The organism is Pseudomonas haemolytica (assembly GCF_009659625.1).
GTDB classification, from domain to species: Bacteria; Pseudomonadota; Gammaproteobacteria; order Pseudomonadales; family Pseudomonadaceae; genus Aquipseudomonas; species Aquipseudomonas haemolytica.
Genome location: NZ_VOIW01000004.1, coordinates 341,784 through 360,212, shown reverse-complemented (window position 1 = coordinate 360,212; position 18,429 = coordinate 341,784). Strand labels below are relative to the sequence as shown.

The 18,429-nt window shown below is 59.4% G+C and carries 15 protein-coding genes; 13 read left to right on the top strand and 2 right to left on the bottom strand.

Annotated elements, in window-relative coordinates; genetic code table 11:
* Window positions 1-183 precede the first annotated feature (183 nt).
* Both thiI and typA read left to right on the top strand, forming a co-directional pair.
* Window positions 184-1,638 carry a tRNA uracil 4-sulfurtransferase ThiI gene (thiI, locus tag FRT59_RS15415; RefSeq protein ID WP_034117298.1) on the top strand — a complete coding sequence of 485 codons (1,455 nt, stop codon included), beginning with the start codon at window positions 184-186 and terminating at the stop codon, window positions 1,636-1,638.
* A 139-nt stretch (window positions 1,639-1,777) separates the two neighbouring features.
* The gene (gene typA, locus FRT59_RS15410) at window positions 1,778-3,598 is read left to right on the top strand and encodes a translational GTPase TypA (protein WP_034117299.1); all 1,821 of its coding nucleotides are present in this window, start codon (window positions 1,778-1,780) and stop codon (window positions 3,596-3,598) included.
* Between the two features lie 191 nt (window positions 3,599-3,789).
* Here the strand turns inward: typA and FRT59_RS15405 are convergent, their stop codons facing one another.
* The gene (locus tag FRT59_RS15405) at window positions 3,790-4,224 is read right to left on the bottom strand and encodes a YkgJ family cysteine cluster protein (protein ID WP_003187815.1); all 435 of its coding nucleotides are present in this window, start codon (window positions 4,222-4,224) and stop codon (window positions 3,790-3,792) included.
* Between the two features lie 237 nt (window positions 4,225-4,461).
* Here FRT59_RS15405 and FRT59_RS15400 point away from each other — a divergent pair, with 237 nt between their 5' ends.
* The 4 genes from FRT59_RS15400 to FRT59_RS15385 all read left to right on the top strand — a co-directional run bounded on the left by FRT59_RS15400 (window position 4,462) and on the right by FRT59_RS15385 (window position 9,116).
* Window positions 4,462-6,912, top strand: a complete 2,451-nt coding sequence (locus FRT59_RS15400) for a glycogen/starch/alpha-glucan phosphorylase (RefSeq protein WP_034117300.1) — start codon at window positions 4,462-4,464, stop codon at window positions 6,910-6,912.
* Window positions 6,913-7,076: 164 nt separating this feature from the next.
* The gene (locus FRT59_RS15395) at window positions 7,077-8,087 is read left to right on the top strand and encodes a class 1 fructose-bisphosphatase (RefSeq protein WP_034117301.1); all 1,011 of its coding nucleotides are present in this window, start codon (window positions 7,077-7,079) and stop codon (window positions 8,085-8,087) included.
* 174 nt (window positions 8,088-8,261) lie between these two features.
* On the top strand, window positions 8,262-8,516 hold the full coding sequence (locus FRT59_RS15390; RefSeq protein WP_033897714.1) for a lipoprotein: 255 nt from the start codon (window positions 8,262-8,264) through the stop codon (window positions 8,514-8,516).
* Between the two features lie 30 nt (window positions 8,517-8,546).
* Window positions 8,547-9,116, top strand: coding sequence for a lipocalin family protein (locus tag FRT59_RS15385; RefSeq protein ID WP_034117302.1), 570 nt, complete (start codon window positions 8,547-8,549; stop codon window positions 9,114-9,116).
* A gap of 112 nt (window positions 9,117-9,228) precedes the next feature.
* Here the strand turns inward: FRT59_RS15385 and FRT59_RS15380 are convergent, their stop codons facing one another.
* Window positions 9,229-10,593 carry a formimidoylglutamate deiminase gene (locus tag FRT59_RS15380; RefSeq protein ID WP_153871599.1) on the bottom strand — a complete coding sequence of 455 codons (1,365 nt, stop codon included), beginning with the start codon at window positions 10,591-10,593 and terminating at the stop codon, window positions 9,229-9,231.
* 147 nt (window positions 10,594-10,740) lie between these two features.
* Here FRT59_RS15380 and hutC point away from each other — a divergent pair, with 147 nt between their 5' ends.
* The 7 genes from hutC to FRT59_RS15345 all read left to right on the top strand — a co-directional run bounded on the left by hutC (window position 10,741) and on the right by FRT59_RS15345 (window position 18,370).
* On the top strand, window positions 10,741-11,451 hold the full coding sequence (gene hutC, locus FRT59_RS15375; RefSeq protein ID WP_233094216.1) for a histidine utilization transcriptional repressor HutC: 711 nt from the start codon (window positions 10,741-10,743) through the stop codon (window positions 11,449-11,451).
* The gene (locus FRT59_RS15370) at window positions 11,448-12,008 is read left to right on the top strand and encodes a HutD/Ves family protein (RefSeq protein ID WP_153871598.1); all 561 of its coding nucleotides are present in this window, start codon (window positions 11,448-11,450) and stop codon (window positions 12,006-12,008) included. Before hutC ends, FRT59_RS15370 begins: the two co-directional genes overlap by 4 nt.
* A gap of 401 nt (window positions 12,009-12,409) precedes the next feature.
* Window positions 12,410-14,095: a urocanate hydratase gene (gene hutU, locus FRT59_RS15365; protein WP_325168059.1), complete on the top strand. Its 1,686-nt coding sequence runs from the start codon at window positions 12,410-12,412 to the stop codon at window positions 14,093-14,095.
* 50 nt (window positions 14,096-14,145) lie between these two features.
* Entirely contained in the window at window positions 14,146-15,591 is a 1,446-nt protein-coding gene (locus FRT59_RS15360; RefSeq protein WP_153871596.1) for a purine-cytosine permease family protein, read from the top strand.
* Window positions 15,592-15,660: 69 nt separating this feature from the next.
* A complete protein-coding gene (locus tag FRT59_RS15355) occupies window positions 15,661-16,626 on the top strand; it encodes an ABC transporter substrate-binding protein (protein WP_034117308.1) in 966 nt (321 codons plus the stop codon).
* A 71-nt stretch (window positions 16,627-16,697) separates the two neighbouring features.
* Window positions 16,698-17,549, top strand: coding sequence for an ABC transporter permease (locus FRT59_RS15350; RefSeq protein WP_034108788.1), 852 nt, complete (start codon window positions 16,698-16,700; stop codon window positions 17,547-17,549).
* Complete coding sequence (locus tag FRT59_RS15345; RefSeq protein ID WP_153871595.1) at window positions 17,546-18,370, top strand: quaternary amine ABC transporter ATP-binding protein; 825 nt, start codon at window positions 17,546-17,548, stop codon at window positions 18,368-18,370. Before FRT59_RS15350 ends, FRT59_RS15345 begins: the two co-directional genes overlap by 4 nt.
* The last annotated feature ends 59 nt before the right edge of the window (window positions 18,371-18,429 follow it).

Genomic DNA, 18,429 nt, shown 5'->3' with positions numbered 1-18,429 from the left:
CCCCTATAACGGTGCAATTCGTTGAAACGGTATAAATAGCGCACTGCAATGTAGCGTTTATTTGTGTAAATGACCCGTTTTGGTGCGTTGCGGGTGCGATGCATATTAACTGGTTAAACCTTGAGCGATTTCCGCTATAATCCGCGCCCCCCTTTTTCAGCAGGCCCGGCGCGCGCTGTTTCCATGAAATTAATCGTTAAAGTCTTCCCCGAGATCACCATCAAAAGCCGACCGGTACGGACGCGTTTCATCCGTCAATTGGCCAAGAACATCCGTGCCGTGCTCCGTGACCTGGACCCGGCTGTGGTGGTGAACGGCGTGTGGGACAATCTCGAGCTGGAAACCCGCATTACCGACGCCAAAGCCTTGAAAGACATGACCGAGCGCCTGAGTTGCATGCCAGGCATCGCCCATTTCCTGCAGGTGGATGAGTACCCGCTGGGCGACTTCGACGACATCACCGAGAAGTGCAAGCAGCACTACGGCAGCTCGCTGGAAGGCAAGATTTTTTCGGTGCGCTGCAAGCGTGCCGGCAAGCATTCGTTCAGCTCCATGGACGTCGAAAAATACGTCGGCAGCAAGCTGCGTCGCGAGTGCGGCGCCGCTGGAATTTCCCTCAAGGCGCCGCAAATTGAAGTGCGCATGGAAATTCGCGACCAACGGTTGTTTGTGATCCACAGCCAGCACAACAGCATCGGCGGCTACCCATTGGGCGCCCTGGAACAGACCCTGGTATTGATGTCCGGCGGTTTCGATTCCACGGTGGCGGCCTACCAGATCATGCGCCGCGGCCTGATGAGCCACTTCTGCTTCTTCAACCTGGGCGGGCGTGCACACGAATTGGGCGTGATGGAAGTCGCGCATTACATCTGGAAGAAGTACGGCAGCTCCCAGCGCGTGCTATTTGTAAGCGTGCCGTTCGAGGAAGTGCTGGGAGAAATTCTCGGCAAAGTCGATAACGGTCATATGGGCGTCGTATTGAAGCGTATGATGTTGCGCGCTGCGTCCCGAATCGCCGATCAGTTGCAGATTGACGCGCTGGTGACCGGTGAAGCGATTTCCCAGGTGTCCAGCCAGACGCTGCCGAACCTGTCGCTGATCGACTGCGTGACCGAGAAGCTGGTGCTGCGCCCGCTGATCGCCAGCCACAAGCAGGACATCATCGACCTGGCCGAAGAAATCGGCACGGCGGACTTTGCCAAGCACATGCCTGAATATTGCGGGGTCATTTCGGTGAACCCCAAGACCCACGCCAAGCGCAACCGCGTGGAGTACGAAGAACAACAGTTCGACATGGCGATTCTGGAGCGTGCGCTCGAGAACGCCAAAATGGTCCCGATCGATCGCGTAATCGACGAATTGGGCCAAGACGTGAAAATCGAAGAAGTCAGCGAAGCCCTGGCCGGCCAGATCGTTGTCGACATCCGTCACCCGGATGCTGCTGAAGATGAGCCGCTGGAAATCGCTGGCATCGACGTGCAAACGCTGCCGTTCTATGCATTGAACGCGCGTTTCAAGGAACTGGATAACAGCCGTCAGTACCTGCTGTATTGCGACAAAGGCGTGATGAGTCGCCTGCATGCCCACCATTTGCTCAGTGAGGGGCATGCCAATGTGCGCGTTTATCGACCGAGCTAAGAGCCCGGGGCTGTTTGCCTGTGGCCTGCGTCACCGGCCCCCCGACTCTGCCGTCAAGCTGTAACGGCAAGGCCTGACTCTACTGTTAATCGCTGCCACGACCTGTCAGCACACCGAATCCTCTGATCGAGATACACAAGTGATCGAAAATCTACGTAACATCGCCATCATTGCTCACGTTGACCATGGTAAAACCACCCTGGTAGACAAACTCCTGCGTCAATCCGGCACCCTGGAGCGCAACGAGCTCAACGACGAGCGCGTGATGGACTCCAACGACCAGGAAAAAGAGCGCGGTATTACCATCCTGGCAAAAAACACCGCTATCAACTGGAACGGCTACCACATCAACATCGTGGATACCCCGGGCCACGCCGACTTCGGCGGCGAAGTAGAACGCGTAATGTCGATGGTTGACTCCGTTCTGCTGCTGGTTGACGCTCAAGACGGCCCTATGCCGCAAACCCGTTTCGTGACCAAGAAGGCTTTCGAAGCCGGCCTGCGTCCGATCGTGTGCATCAACAAGGTTGACCGTCCAGGCGCGCGTCCGGACTGGGTTCTGGACCAGATCTTCGACCTGTTCGACAACCTGGGTGCCACCGAAGAACAGCTGGACTTCCAAGTCATCTACGCTTCGGCCCTGAACGGTATTGCCGGTCTGGAACACACCGCAATGGCGGAAGACATGACCCCGCTGTACCAGGCGATCGTTGACCACGTTCCGCCGCCGAAGGTTGACCGTGACGGCCCGTTCCAGATGCAAATCTCGGCACTGGACTACAACAGCTTCCTGGGTGTTATCGGCGTTGGCCGTATCGCTCGTGGTAGCGTCAAGCCGAACACCCCGGTTGTGGCTATCGGTGCCGACGGCAAGAAGCGTAACGGTCGTATCCTGAAGCTGATGGGTCACCACGGTCTGCACCGTATCGACGTTGAAGAAGCTTTCGCAGGCGACATCGTGTGCGTGAGCGGTATGGACTCGCTGTTCATCTCCGACACCCTGTGCCAGCCGGACACTGTCGAGGCGATGAAGCCCCTGACCGTTGACGAGCCAACCGTTTCCATGACCTTCCAGGTAAACGACTCGCCGTTCTGCGGTAAAGAAGGCAAGTTCGTGACCTCCCGTAACATCAAGGAGCGTCTGGACAAGGAGCTGCTGTACAACGTTGCTCTGCGCGTTGAAGAAGGCGATTCGGCTGACAAGTTCAAGGTCTCCGGCCGTGGTGAGCTGCACCTCTCGGTACTGATCGAAACCATGCGTCGCGAAGGCTTCGAAATGGGTGTTGGTCGTCCGGAAGTGATCATCCGTCAGGTTGACGGCGTGAAGCAGGAACCGTTCGAAAACGTCACCATCGACACCCCTGAAGAATCCCAGGGCAAGGTCATGGAAGAGATGGGCCTGCGTAAGGGCGACCTGACCAACATGGTGCCGGATGGCAAAGGCCGTGTACGTCTGGAATACAACATCCCTGCTCGTGGTCTGATCGGTTTCCGTAACCAGTTCCTGACCCTGACCAACGGTGCTGGCATCCTGACCTCGATCTTCGATCGCTACGACACCATGAAGTCCGGCGACATGTCCGGCCGTCAGAACGGTGTTCTGGTATCGGTAGAAACCGGCAAGGCGCTGACCTACTCCCTGGAAACCCTCCAGGCGCGTGGCAAGCTGTTCGTTGAACACGGTCAAGAGATCTACAACGGCCAGATCGTTGGTCTGAATAGCCGTGACAACGACATGGGCGTCAACCCAACCAAAGGCAAGAAGCTCGACAACATGCGTGCTTCGGGCAAAGACGAAACCATCGCTCTGGTCCCACCTGTTCGCTTCACCCTGGAACAGGCCCTGGAATTCATCCAGGACGACGAGCTGTGCGAAGTCACGCCTAAGTCGATCCGCCTGCGTAAGAAGATCCTGGACGAAGGCGAGCGTACCCGCGCTGCCAAGAAAGCCAAGAACTGAGTTAACTCAGGCTGAATGAAAAACGCCCCCGGTCGAAAGGCCGGGGGCGTTTTTTATGTCTGCAGGTTTTGTGGTGGCTGTACCGGCCTCATCGGGAGCAAGCCCCCTCCCACCTTTGATCTGTGAATACATTCAAAGGTGGGAGGGGGCTTGCTCCCGATGAGGCCCTTGAAAGCCCCACAAAACCCGGATCAGAACTTATCCAGGGTCTTGAAGTTGGTTTCGCGCACCACTTCCTTGGGCTTATACGCACAATAGCCCGGTCGCGGCCCGATTTTCGGATGATTGCGGCAAGTATCCGGACGCTTGTCATAAATAGTGCAGAAGCGCGTCTTACGATCCAGGTACAGGCAGTCGTTGTTGCTCATGCGCTGCAGGGTAAAAATCTCGGATTTGTTGTTGTAGCGCTCGACGATGCCTTCCTTCTGCAAGCGCTTGGCGATGTTCTTCGGTGGGTCGCCACGCTCGAACTCATCGACGATACCAATGCGGATCAGGTCCTTGATCTTCACCTCAACCGGTAGGGTGCAGCAGCTGGACACACAGCCGCCGCACATGTGGGCGGAATATTTCTGCCAGGTCTCTAGACGGTCGAGTTCCGCGGCGGCGATCAGTTGAGGCTTCATCAAGGTTCCAAGGTGGGGCTGTATCCGGGCGCGGGATCATACCGGGATTGGTGGTTTTTTGAACAATATTTTGCAGGTTTCAGCTCAAAGGTTTCGATGACGCCTGATCGGGCACGACCCCTGCATCAAATTCAGCCAATGGTGAATGAGTTGAAAAACTGCCGAACCAGCACGTCCACCGTCTGTCAGACCGACTAGGCTCTAGCAACTCCTTCAATCTCGCCCGAGGTCGCACCGATGTCTCAGGAACCGCTTGCACGAGAAGCAGAGGTAGCCGCATTCCGCGATGCTGTCTTGACCAAACTTACCTACGCGGTGGGCAAGGACCCGGATCACGCCTTCGACCACGACTGGTTCGAAGCCATTGCCCTGGCCGCTCGCGACCAGATGGTCGATCACTGGATGGACCATACGCGGCGTATTTATCGCAAAGGCCAGAAGCGCGTTTATTACCTCTCGCTGGAATTTCTCATCGGCCGCTTGCTCTACGACAGCCTGAGCAATCTCGGCGTGCTGGAAATCGCGCGCGAAGCCTTGTCTGAACTGGGTGTCGACCTGGAACGCATCCGCCTGCTGGAGCCTGATGCGGCGCTCGGCAACGGTGGCCTTGGCCGCTTGGCAGCGTGCTTCATGGAAAGCATGTCGACCCTGGGCATTGCCGGCCACGGCTATGGTATCCGCTATGAACACGGCTTGTTCCGCCAGGCCATCGTCGACGGCTGGCAGCAGGAGCAGACCGAACGCTGGCTGGATTTCGGTAACCCGTGGGAATTCGAACGCGCTGAAGTGATTTACCCGATTGGCTTTGGCGGCAGCGTCGAAACCCTGGCGGACGCCTCCGGCAAGATGATCCAGGTGTGGTCGCCCAGCGAAACCGTACGCGCAGTCGCCTATGACACACCGGTAGTCGGCTGGCGCGGCGCCAGCGTCAACACCCTGCGCCTGTGGCGTGCACGGGCCGTGGAAGACTTGCACCTGGAGCGTTTCAACGCCGGTGACCACCTGGGTGCCGTCGCCGAAGTGGCCCGCGCCGAAAGCATCTCCCGAGTGCTGTACCCGGCCGACAGCACCGAAGCGGGACAGGAACTGCGCCTGCGCCAGGAATATTTCTTCGTCTCCGCTTCGCTGCAGGATTTGCTGCGCCGCCATAAGAACATGCACGGTTCGGTGCTGAGCCTGGGCGAACACGCCGCCATTCAGCTCAACGACACCCACCCGTCCATCGCCGTGGCCGAGTTGATGCGCCAACTGGTGGACCTGCATGACATTCCGTGGGAAGCCGCGTGGGACGTCACGGTCGAAACCCTCTCGTACACCAACCACACCTTGCTGCCCGAGGCGCTGGAGACCTGGCCGGTCGGCCTGATGGAACGCATGCTGCCCCGGCACATGCAGATCATCTACCTGATCAACGCCCAACACATCGACTCGCTACGCGCCAAGGGCATCCACGATTTTGACGTACTGCGCGCCGTATCACTGATCGAAGAAGACAACGGCCGCCGCGTGCGCATGGGCAACCTGGCATTCCTCGGCTCCCATAGCGTCAACGGCGTATCGGGTTTGCACACCCAGCTGATGCGCAGCACGGTGTTCTCCGAATTGCACAAGCTCTATCCCGAGCGCATCAACAACAAAACCAACGGCATCACCTTTCGCCGCTGGTTGTACCAGGCCAACCCCAAGTTGACCGAGATGCTGGTGGAAGCCTTGGGCGCGGAGATTCTCGACCAGCCCGAGCAGCGTCTGATCGAGCTGGAACCGTTTGCCGAGAAACCGGCCTTCCGTAAAGCCTTCGCTGAACAGCGCCTGCACAGTAAGCGTGCATTGGCCGAGATCATTCATGAGCGCCTGGGCATCGCGGTCAACCCGGCGGCGATGTTCGATGTGCAGGTCAAGCGCATCCACGAATACAAACGCCAACTGCTCAACCTGCTGCACACCGTGGCGCTGTACCAGGCGATCCGTGCCGAACCCGAAACCGACTGGGTGCCACGGGTGAAGATATTCGCCGGCAAGGCCGCGGCCAGTTATCACCAGGCCAAGCTGATCATCAAGCTGACCAACGACATCGCCCGCACCGTCAACAATGACCCGACCGTACGCGGCTTGCTCAAAGTGGTGTTCCTGCCCAACTACAACGTCAGCCTGGCGGAGAGCATCATTCCAGCGGCGGATTTGTCGGAACAGATTTCCACCGCCGGCTTCGAAGCGTCGGGTACCAGCAACATGAAGTTCGGGCTCAACGGCGCGCTGACCATCGGCACCATGGACGGCGCTAACGTGGAGATGCACGAGCGTGTGGGCGCCGAGCACATGTTTATCTTCGGCCTCAGTGCCCAGCAGGTGGAAGCGCGCAAGCATGCCGGCGAATTCAACGCCGGGCCGGACATCGCCGCGTCGCATCGCTTGAACGATGTGCTGCAAGCGATTCGCGGCGGGGTGTTCTCGCCGGATGATCCGGGGCGTTACGTGGGCCTGATCGATGGGCTGATCGATTACGATCGCTTCCTGGTGTGCGCCGACTTTGATTCCTACTGGGACGCCCAGGCACGGGTCGAGGCGCATTGGCACGATTCCAAGGAGTGGTGGCGTTCGGCGGTGCTCAATACTGCGCGCATGGGCTGGTTCAGTTCGGACCGGACCATCCGCGAATACGCCACCGAGATCTGGAAAGCCCTCGACTAAACACCGCTGATGCAAAAATGTGGGAGCAGGCTCGCTCCCACGACGCCGAGCGTGCCGGCAAGTCGTGAACTCTATTGGAGTTAAATCCTCTGATTAGAGGAAATACGCCCCGACTCGCGTTAAACTGCGCGGGTTTTTAGCCCCCCCATTCTCCGGAGCCTTCCATGTCCCGCGTTACCCTGAGTCGCTATTTGATCGAGCAGACCCGCAGCAACAACACGCCTGCTGATCTGCGCTTCCTTATCGAAGTGGTGGCGCGTGCTTGCAAGGAAATCAGCCACGCCGTGTCCAAAGGCGCCCTGGGTGGCGTGTTGGGCAGCATGGGCACTGAAAACGTCCAAGGCGAAGTGCAGAAGAAGCTCGACGTAATCTCCAACGAAATCCTGCTTGAAGCCAACGAATGGGGCGGTCACCTGGCCGGCATGGCGTCCGAAGAAATGGACAATGCCTACCAGATCCCGGGCAAATACCCGAAAGGCGCGTACCTGCTGGTATTCGACCCACTGGACGGTTCGTCCAACATCGACATCAACGCACCGGTCGGCACCATCTTTTCGGTACTGCGCTGCCCGAGCGAATACCTGAGCCAGAACGAAGCCTTGAACGAAAAGGCTTTCCTGCAGCCAGGCACTGAGCAGGTTGCGGCCGGCTACGCGATCTACGGCCCACAGACCATGCTGGTGCTGACCCTGGGCGACGGCGTCAAGGGCTTCACCCTGGACCGCGAAATGGGCAGTTTTGTGCTGACGCACGAAGATATTTCGATTCCTGCTTCTACCCAGGAATTCGCGATCAACATGTCCAACCAGCGTCACTGGGAAGAGCCGGTGAAACGTTACGTCAACGAACTGATGGAAGGCGAAGAAGGCCCGTTGAAGAAGAACTTCAACATGCGCTGGGTCGCTGCGATGGTTGCCGACGTACACCGTATCCTGACCCGTGGTGGTCTGTTCATGTACCCACGTGACAGCCGCGAGCCGTCCAAGCCGGGCAAGCTGCGCCTGATGTACGAAGCCAACCCGATGTCGTTCCTGGTCGAGCAGGCGGGCGGTGCGTCCACCGACGGCCACCAGCGCATCCTCGATATCCAGCCAGAAGGCCTGCACCAGCGCGTGGCGGTGTTCCTGGGTTCGAAGGAAGAAGTTGAGCGTGTGACCGGTTACCACAAGAAGTAAGCCCCTGTGGTGAGAGAGCATTCATGACGTGATGTTTTGAATGACAAGAAGCCCCGAAACGTTTCAGCGTTTTCGGGGCTTTTTTGTTTTCGCTCGTCGGGAACCAGACACCTCTTTTCCCTTCTAAGCTTCTGGCAGATACCCCAGCTGCTTTGTCTCTCCAGGAGCTTTTCCATGTCTTTACGCCGTCTCGCCCTGCTGGCTTTTTGTGTGCTGTTAGCCGCTTGCAGCAAGGTCAATCAAGAAAACTACCAGAAACTGTCGGCTGGCATGGCCAAGGCCGAGGTGGAGTCGTTGCTGGGTAAGCCGACCGATTGTTCCGGTGCGCTGGGTATGTCCAGCTGCACGTGGGGCGATAAAAACAGCTTTATCAGCGTGCAGTACGCCGGTGACAAAGTTCTGATGTTTTCCGGGCAAGGCCTGAAGTAAACCGGGGCGCGAGCCTGCGGGAGAAGAAGAATGATGCGTTTTGTTTTGTTCCTTTGCGCCAGCCTGTTTTTGGCGGGCTGCGCCAGCCATTCTGGCGATGATCTGCAACCCAAGACTGCCAGCAACGTCAACCTCAAGCGTTACCAGGGCACCTGGTATGAGTTGGCCCGATTGCCGATGTACTTCCAGCGCAACTGTGCGCAATCCGAAGCCCGTTATACCTTGCTGCCGGATGGTGATATGTCGGTGTTCAATCGCTGCCTGACACCTGAATGGAAGTGGCAAGAGGCTAAAGGCACGGCCACGCCGCAAGTGCCCGGCAAGACCGACAAGCTGTGGGTGGAATTCAATAACTGGTTTACGTCACTGCTGCCGGGCGTCGCCAAGGGCGATTACTGGGTGCTGTATGTGAGCGATGACTACAAGACTGCCATCGTCGGCAGCCCGAGCCGCCGCTATATGTGGATCTTGTCGCGCACGCCGACGGTGAGTGCCGATACCCGTGAAGACCTGCTCAGCAGGGCGCGGCAGCAGGGGTATGACACCACGCGGTTGATCTGGCGTACGTCGGACAAGCAGATGGCGAAGACTTCGCAGTAATTAAATGTGGGAGGGGGCTTGCTCCCGATAGCGGTGTGTCAGTATCAGATGTACTGGCTGACACACTGCAATCGGGAGCAAGCCCCCTCCCACATTGGTTATATGTTGCCTGTCAGCTCAACAAATCCCTCAGGACTTGGGTGAATGCCCGGCTGCTTTCCTCTTCACCGGCGTGTCGCCCATCGCGCACCACCCACTTGCCGTTGACCAGCACATCGCGCACCTGTCGATCACCACCGGCGAACAGCCAGCGATTGAGAATCCCATCCTCATGGGTGGTCGCCAGGTACGGGTCATTACCGTCGAGCACAATCCAGTCCGCGCGCTTACCTGCTTCCAAGCGACCAATTGGTTGGCCCAGCGCTTGGGCGCCACCGTCCAGCGCGGCATCGAACAGCGTGCGGCCAACCATCGGCTGATCACTGCGATACAGGCGATTACGCCGTTGGTCGCGCAGGCGCTGGCCGTATTCCAACCAACGTAATTCCTCTACCACGCTCAATGACACATGGCTGTCGGAACCGATACCCAGGCGCCCACCCTGGGCGAGGAAATCCACCGCCGGGAAAATCCCATCGCCCAGGTTGGCCTCGGTGGTCAGGCACAAGCCGGCAATCGCGCGGCTTTTGGCCATGCGTGTCACTTCATCAGGGTCGGCATGGGTGGCGTGCACCAGGCACCAGCGCTCATCCACCTCGACATTGTCATACAGCCATTGCAGCGGGCGTTTACCGCTCCAGGCCAGACAGTCGTCGACTTCTTTCTGCTGTTCAGCGATGTGGATATGCACCGGGCAATTCTTGTCACTGGCCGCCAGAACGTCCTGGATTTGCTGGGGTGTGACGGCGCGCAGTGAGTGGAAGCACAGGCCCAGTTGCTGCGCAGGTTGTGCCGCCAGGATTGGTTGCAAGCGGGCTTGCAGGTCGAGGTAATTCTCGGTGCTGTTGATAAAGCGTCGTTGCCCTTCATTCGGCGCCTGGCCACCAAACCCGGAGTGGGTATACAGCACCGGCACCAATGTCAGGCCGATCCCGCTGCTGGCGGCCGCCAGGCTGATCTGGCGCGACAGCTCCGTACGGTCGGCATAGGGCTGGCCGCTGACATCGTGGTGCACGTAATGAAATTCGGCCACCGAGGTGTAGCCGGCCTTGAGCATTTCGATATACAGCTGGCGGGCGATGACCTGCAATTGGTCGGGGCTGATCTTGCCAACCATGCGGTACATCAAATCGCGCCAGGTCCAGAAACTGTCATTGGGGTTGCCGGCCACTTCGGCCAGGCCCGCCATGGCGCGCTGGAACGCATGGGAGTGCAGGTTCGGCATGCCCGCCAATACCGGGCCTCTCAGTCGTTCGGCGCCGTCTGCACTGGCATTGGGCTCAACGTGGGTCAGCAGGCCATCGGCGCTGACTTCAAGACGTACATCGTTGGCCCATCCATTAGGCAGCAGCGCGCGTTCGGCAAAGAAAGCGGACATGATCAAGGCACCCCGGTCGTGTGTTTATTTGTATATACATATACAGACGTTTGCCTGCTCGGTAAACTCCGGCAATCTATGCATCTTTTCTCCTTGCAAGGATTCCCTGTGCCGACTCCGCCCGCCAAGTCTTCGCTGGCTGCCCACATGGACGAAAGTCCGGCGCCCTTGTATGCCCGCGTCAAACAAATGATCAGCCAGCAGATCCTCAACGGCAACTGGCCGCCGCATTACCGCGTGCCGTCGGAAAGCGAACTGGTCAGCCAGTTGGGTTTCAGCCGCATGACCATCAATCGCGCCCTGCGTGAGCTCACCGCCGAAGGGTTGCTGGTGCGCATGCAGGGCGTCGGCACCTTCGTGGCGGAGCCCAAGAGCCAGTCAGCGCTGTTTGAAGTACACAACATTGCCGATGAGATTGCCTCCCGCGGGCATCGGCATACTTGCCAGGTCATTACCCTGGGCGAAGAGGCCGCCGGTTCCGAGCGTGCCGTCGCCTTGGAAATGCGCGAAGGCGGGCGGGTGTTCCATTCGTTGATCGTGCATTACGAAAACGACATTCCCGTGCAAATCGAAGACCGTTTCGTCAACGCCCTGGTTGCGCCCGAATACCTGCAGCAGGATTTCACCCAGCAAACCCCTTATGCCTATTTGAACCAGGTCGCGCCGCTGACTGAGGGCGAACATGTGGTTGAAGCCATCCTTGCCGACGCCGCCGAGTGCAAGCTTTTGCAAATCGAGCCGGGCGAGCCATGCCTGTTGATCCGCCGCCGCACCTGGTCGGGTCGCCAGCCGGTGACCGCCGCGCGGTTGATCCACCCCGGTTCCCGTCACAGCCTCGAAGGACGTTTCAGTAAATGAGTAAAGTGATCGTGCGGCGCGCCACCGACTACGTGCGCATGCCGTGGAAAAACGGCGGCGGCAGTACCGAAGAAATTGCCCGTGACGCGGGCGCTGGCCTGGATGGTTTTGGCTGGCGCCTGTCGATCGCCGATATCGCTGAGTCGGGTGGTTTTTCCACCTTCGCTGGCTACCAGCGCGTGATCACGGTAATCAAGGGCGCGGGCATGGTATTGACCGTGGATGGTGAGGAGCAGCGCGGCTTGTTACCGCTGCAGCCGTTCGCGTTCCAGGGCGAAAGCCAGGTGTCATGCCGTTTGATCACGGGGCCGATCCGCGATTTCAACCTGATTTATTCGCCTGAGCGTTACCAGGCGCGTCTGCAGTGGATTGATGGTGTGCAACGTTTTTTCAGCACGGCGCAGACGGTGTTGGCGTTCAGCGTGGCGGATGAAGTGAAGGTGCTGGGCGAAAAACTCGGCCATCACGATTGCCTGCAAGTGGACGGTAACACTGGCTTGCTGGATATCTCGGTCACTGGTCGTTGCTGCATTATCGAACTGACCGCACGCGATTAAAAAATGTGGGAGGGGGCTTGCTCCCGATAGCAGTGGGTCAGTCATTTATAGGTAACTGATACACCGCTATCGGGAGCAAGCCCCCTCCCACAGTTGTTTTTGTATGACCCATAGATCTGTTTCCAACCCGCGCACCAATTTGTTACCGAATGCCCCAGCGTGACGCAAAGTTTCGCTGCCGTGACAAATCCTCCTCGCCGCAAAACGTCTCCTTAAGAAATTTCATCTAGCCCTGAGGCCTTGATTTCAAAGGCTCGCACGTACTTCGCAAAAAAATCCAAACCGCCTGCGCATAAAGTTGGCCGCTCGATTGCATATGCTTGTACATACAAGTAAAGATGTGTGCGTAAGACTCTCCTTCGCACCATCCATGTTCGCGCATCATGCCGAGGAGTCCAGCAGTGACCGATTTTTCGAAAGCCAGGCCTACAAAATACCGTGACGTCGAAATCCGCGCCGCCCGCGGTAACACGCTGACTGCCAAAAGCTGGCTGACTGAAGCGCCGTTGCGCATGCTGATGAACAACCTCGACCCGCAAGTGGCCGAGAACCCGAAAGAACTGGTGGTGTACGGCGGTATTGGCCGTGCGGCGCGCAACTGGGAGTGCTACGACCAGATCGTCGAAAGCCTCACTCACCTGAACGACGACGAAACCCTGCTGGTGCAATCGGGCAAACCGGTCGGCGTGTTCAAGACCCACAGCAACGCCCCACGCGTACTGATCGCCAACTCCAACCTGGTACCGCACTGGGCCAGTTGGGAGCATTTCAACGAACTGGATGCCAAGGGCCTGGCCATGTACGGCCAGATGACCGCCGGCAGCTGGATCTACATCGGCAGCCAGGGCATTGTCCAGGGCACCTATGAAACTTTCGTCGAAGCCGGTCGCCAGCATTACAACAGCGACCTGACCGGCCGCTGGGTGCTCACTGCCGGCCTCGGCGGCATGGGCGGCGCCCAGCCGCTGGCGGCAACCCTGGCTGGCGCCTGCTCGCTGAACATCGAATGCCAGCAGGTCAGCATCGATTTCCGCCTGAACAGCCGCTATGTCGACGAGCAAGCCACCGACCTCGACGACGCGTTGGCGCGCATCGCCAAGTACACCAAGGAAGGCAAGGCTATCTCCATCGCCCTGCTGGGTAACGCAGCAGAAATCCTGCCGGAACTGGTCAAGCGTGGCGTACGCCCGGACATGGTCACCGACCAGACCAGCGCCCACGACCCACTCAACGGCTACCTGCCAGCCGGCTGGACCTGGGACGAATACCGCGCCCGCGCCAAGACCGAGCCCGCCGCCGTGATCAAGGCCGCCAAACAGTCGATGGCCGTGCACGTCAAAGCCATGCTGGAATTCCAGAAACAAGGCATCCCGACCTTCGACTACGGCAACAACATCCGCCAGATGGCCCAGGAAGAAGGCGTGGGAAACGCCTTCGACTTCCCGGGCTTCGTACCGGCCTACATCCGCCCGCTGTTCTGCCGAGGCATCGGCCCGTTCCGTTGGGCGGCGCTGTCCGGCGACCCGCAGGACATCTACAAGACCGACGCCAAAGTCAAAGAGCTGATCCCGGACGACGCCCACCTGCACAACTGGCTGGACATGGCCCGCGAGCGCATCAGCTTCCAGGGCCTGCCGGCACGTATCTGCTGGGTTGGCCTGGGCCAGCGCGCCAAGCTCGGCCTGGCCTTCAACGAAATGGTGCGCAGCGGCGAGTTGTCCGCGCCGGTCGTGATCGGCCGTGACCACCTGGACTCCGGATCGGTCGCCAGCCCGAACCGCGAAACCGAAGCCATGCAGGACGGTTCCGACGCCGTGTCCGACTGGCCGCTGCTTAACGCCTTGCTCAACACCGCCAGCGGCGCGACCTGGGTTTCGCTGCACCACGGTGGCGGCGTGGGCATGGGCTTCTCCCAACACTCCGGCATGGTGATCGTCTGCGACGGCACCGACGAAGCGGCTGAGCGCATTGCCCGCGTGCTGCATAACGACCCGGCGACCGGGGTGATGCGTCATGCCGACGCGGGTTACCAGATCGCCATCGATTGCGCCAAGGAGCAGGGCCTCAACCTTCCGATGATCAAGTAACCCATGTGGGAGGGGGCGTACCTAAGACAATCCATCAGAGGTTGAACACCATGGCTGCACATGACACCACTGCGTTGATCGAAAGGCGTTCGATCGACTACATCCCGGAAGCGGAAAGACATGGTCGTCTATTTAGCCAGTTCACCCTGTGGATGGGCGCCAACCTGCAAATCACCGCGATTGTCACCGGGGCCCTGGCCGTGGTGCTGGGCGGTGATGTGTTCTGGTCGTTGATCGGTCTGCTGGTCGGTCAACTGATCGGCGGCGGGGTCATGGCGCTGCATGCGGCGCAAGGCCCCAAGCTTGGCCTGCCGCAGATGATTTCCAGCCGGGTTCAATTCGGTGTGTATGGCGCGGCCATCCCGATCGTTCTGGTCTGCTTGATGTACCTTGGTTTCACCGCAACCGGCACCGTACTTTCGGGTCAGGCGCTGGGCCAGTTGTTTGGGGTCAGCGACAGCGTCGGCATCCTGATCTTCGCCAGTGTCATCGTGCTGGTCACCGTGTTGGGCTACCGGGTGATCCATTTCATCGGCCGTGTCGCCAGCGTCATTGGCGTGATTGCCTTTGTCTACCTGTTCAGTCGCCTGATGAGTCAGACCGATGTTGGCGCACTCCTGCAGATCCGCCACTTCAGCTGGAGCAGTTTTCTGCTGGCCGTGTCGCTCGCGGCATCCTGGCAGATCGCCTTCGGCCCTTATGTGGCGGACTATTCACGTTACCTGCCGAGCAGTACGTCGTCGGTGAAAACCTTTCTCGCTGCTGGCGCAGGTTCGGTCGTCGGTGCACAGGTGGCGATGGTCCTTGGTGTGTTTGCCGCGGCCATGTCCAACGGGCAGTTCGCCGGTCACGAAGTGGCCTACATCGTTGGCTTGAGCGGTACGGGAGCCACGGCTGCGTTGCTGTACTTCAGCATCGCGTTCGGCAAGGTCACCATCTCTACGCTGAATTCCTACGGCAGTTTCATGTGCATTGCGACCATCGTCAGCGGCTTTCGTGGTCGCCTGGAGGTCACGCGTCTGCAGCGCCTGTTGTTCGTGCTGGCCATCGTCGGTACGGCAACGTTGATCGCGTTGCTCGGCCAGCACTCGTTCCTCGGTGCGTTCAAGTCGTTCATCCTGTTCCTGCTGGCGTTCTTTACGCCCTGGAGTGCGATCAACCTGGTGGATTACTACTGCATCACCCGTGAGCGCTATGACGTGCCGGCACTGGCCGACCCGAACGGCCGCTACGGTCGCTGGAACCTGCTGGGTATCAGCGTGTATGTCTTCGGCGTGCTGGTGCAGTTGCCGTTCATCTCCACCAAGTTCTACACCGGCCCTTGGGTGGCCGCGATGGGCGACGTGGACATTTCATGGATCATCGGCCTGGTACTGCCGGCGGCCCTGTATTACGTGTGTGCGAAAAAATGGCACGGCACGGTACCCGATCACCTGATCCTGCCAACAGAGCAGGGCGCTTTACCCATAACAACCGGGCTGGCTGCACAAGCCTGATGGGACGTGGACAGGGCAGGATGCCTACTGACTGCCGTAATCCATTTCATGATTGGGAGCGTCACAACAATGACTATGAATAAGACCTTGCTCGCCACCTTGTTCTCTGCGGGCTTGCTGGCAAGTGCCGGCGCCCAGGCGGCCGGTTGGTGCGAGTCCGGTAAACCGGTGAAATTTGCCGGCCTGAATTGGGAAAGCGGCATGTTGCTCACCGACATCCTGCAAACCGTGCTGGAAAAAGGCTACGACTGCAAAACCGACAGCCTGCCGGGCAATTCCATCACCATGGAAAACGCCCTGGGCAGTAACGACATCCAAGTATTCGCCGAAGAGTGGGTAGGCCGCAGCGAAGTCTGGAACAAGGCCGAGAAGGCCGGCAAAGTCGTCGGTGTCGGTGCCCCGGTCGTCGGTGCGGTCGAAGGCTGGTACGTGCCACGTTATGTGATCGAAGGCGACGCCAAGCGCAAGCTGGAAGCCAAGGCCCCGGACCTGAAAAACATCGCCGACCTGGCCAAATACGCCTCGGTGTTCAAGGACCAGGAAGAGCCCTCCAAGGGCCGGTTCTACAACTGCCCGGCCGGCTGGACCTGCGAGCTGGACAACAGCGAAATGCTCAAGAGCTACGGCCTGGAAAGCACCTACACCAACTTCCGCCCAGGCACCGGCCCGGCGCTGGATGCGGCGGTACTGTCGAGCTACAAGCGCGGCGAGCCGATCCTGTTCTACTACTGGTCGCCGACGCCGCTGATGGGCCAGGTCGACCTGGTCAAGCTGGACGAGAAACCGGGTGTGGACAAGAGCGTCAGCATCAAGGTCGGCGTGTCCAAGACTTTCCATGAGCAAGCCCCGGAATTGGTGGCCGTGCTGGAAAAGGTCAACCTGCCCATCGACCTGCTCAACCAGAACCTCGCTCGCATGGCCAAGGAGCGAATCGAGTCGCCAAAACTGGCGAAAATTTTCCTCAAGGAACATCCTGAAGTCTGGCACGCCTGGGTGAGCGACGACGCAGCCAAGAAAATCGACGCGGCCTTGTAGGTCAAGTGTGCACGGCTACCCTCAGGGGTGGCCGGGCGGCTGGCCACAACCCACTGGATCGAGAGCACGATATGTTTCCTGAGAGTTTTACGTTTTCCATCGCCGACTGGGTCAACGGTTGGGTGGACTCGCTGGTCACCAACTACGGCGATGTGTTCCGGCACATCTCCGACACCCTGTTGTGGGCCATCGTCAACCTGGAAGGGTTGCTGCGCATGGCGCCGTGGTGGCTGATGCTGGCCATCGTCGGCGGCGTTGCCTGGCACGCCACGCGCAAGCTGGTGACCACGGCGGTGATCGTCGGTTTGCTGTTCCTGGTGGGCGCGGTTGGCCTGTGGGACAAGCTGATGCAGACCCTGGCACTGATGATGGTCGCCACGGTGATCTCCGTGCTGATCGGCATTCCGCTGGGCATTCTGTCGGCCCGCAGCAATCGCCTGCGTTCGGTACTGATGCCGCTGCTGGACATCATGCAAACCATGCCTAGCTTCGTGTACCTGATCCCGGTGCTGATGCTGTTTGGCCTGGGCAAGGTCCCGGCGATTTTCGCCACGGTGATCTACGCTGCGCCACCGCTGATTCGCCTGACGGACCTGGGCATTCGCCAGGTCGATGGCGAAGTCATGGAAGCCATCAACGCCTTTGGCGCCAACCGCTGGCAGCAACTGTTCGGCGTGCAATTGCCGCTGGCACTGCCGAGCATCATGGCCGGTATCAACCAGACCACCATGATGGCGCTGTCGATGGTGGTGATCGCCTCGATGATCGGTGCCCGTGGCTTGGGTGAAGACGTGCTTGTCGGCATCCAGACCCTCAACGTCGGCCGTGGCCTTGAAGCCGGGCTGGCGATCGTGATTCTCGCAGTGGTCATCGACCGCATTACCCAGGCCTATGGTCGTCCACGGCATGAGGCGAGCAAATGACTACTGTCAGCAAAATTGAAGTAAAAAACGTCTTCAAGATCTTCGGCGCACGCGCCAAGGATGCGCTGGCCATGGTCGGCCAAGGCAAGACCAAGGACCAGGTTCTCGCCGAGACCGGCTGCGTGGTCGGTGTGAACGACCTTTCGCTGAGCATCGGCACTGGTGAGATTTTCGTGATCATGGGCCTGTCGGGTTCCGGCAAGTCCACCCTGGTGCGCCACTTCAATCGCCTGATCGATCCCACCAGCGGCGCTATCCTGGTGGACGGCAAAGACATCCTGCAACTGGACATGGAAGCCCTGCGCCAATTCCGCCGGCACAAGATCAGCATGGTGTTCCAGAGCTTCGGCCTGTTGCCCCACAAGAGCGTGCTCGACAACGTTGCCTATGGCCTGAAAGTGCGTGGCGAAACCAAGCAGGTGTGTGCCGAGCGCGCCCTGCACTGGATCGAAACCGTGGGCCTGAAGGGCTACGAAAACAAATACCCGCACCAGCTTTCCGGCGGCATGCGCCAGCGCGTGGGCCTGGCTCGCGCCTTGGCCGCCGACACCGACATCATCCTGATGGACGAAGCCTTCAGCGCCCTCGACCCGCTGATCCGCGCCGAGATGCAAGACCAGTTGCTCGAGCTGCAAAAGACCCTCCACAAGACCATCGTGTTTATCACCCACGACCTCGACGAGGCCGTGCGCATTGGCAACCGCATTGCGATCCTCAAGGACGGCAAGCTGATCCAGGTCGGCACGCCGCGGGAGATCTTGCATTCGCCGGCGGATGAGTATGTGGATCGGTTTGTTCAGCGGCGGGCGGCGGTGGTCTGAGCCGGGGTTTGTGGTGAGTTGGCTGGCCTCTTCGCGGGCTTGCTCGCGAAGAGGCCGGT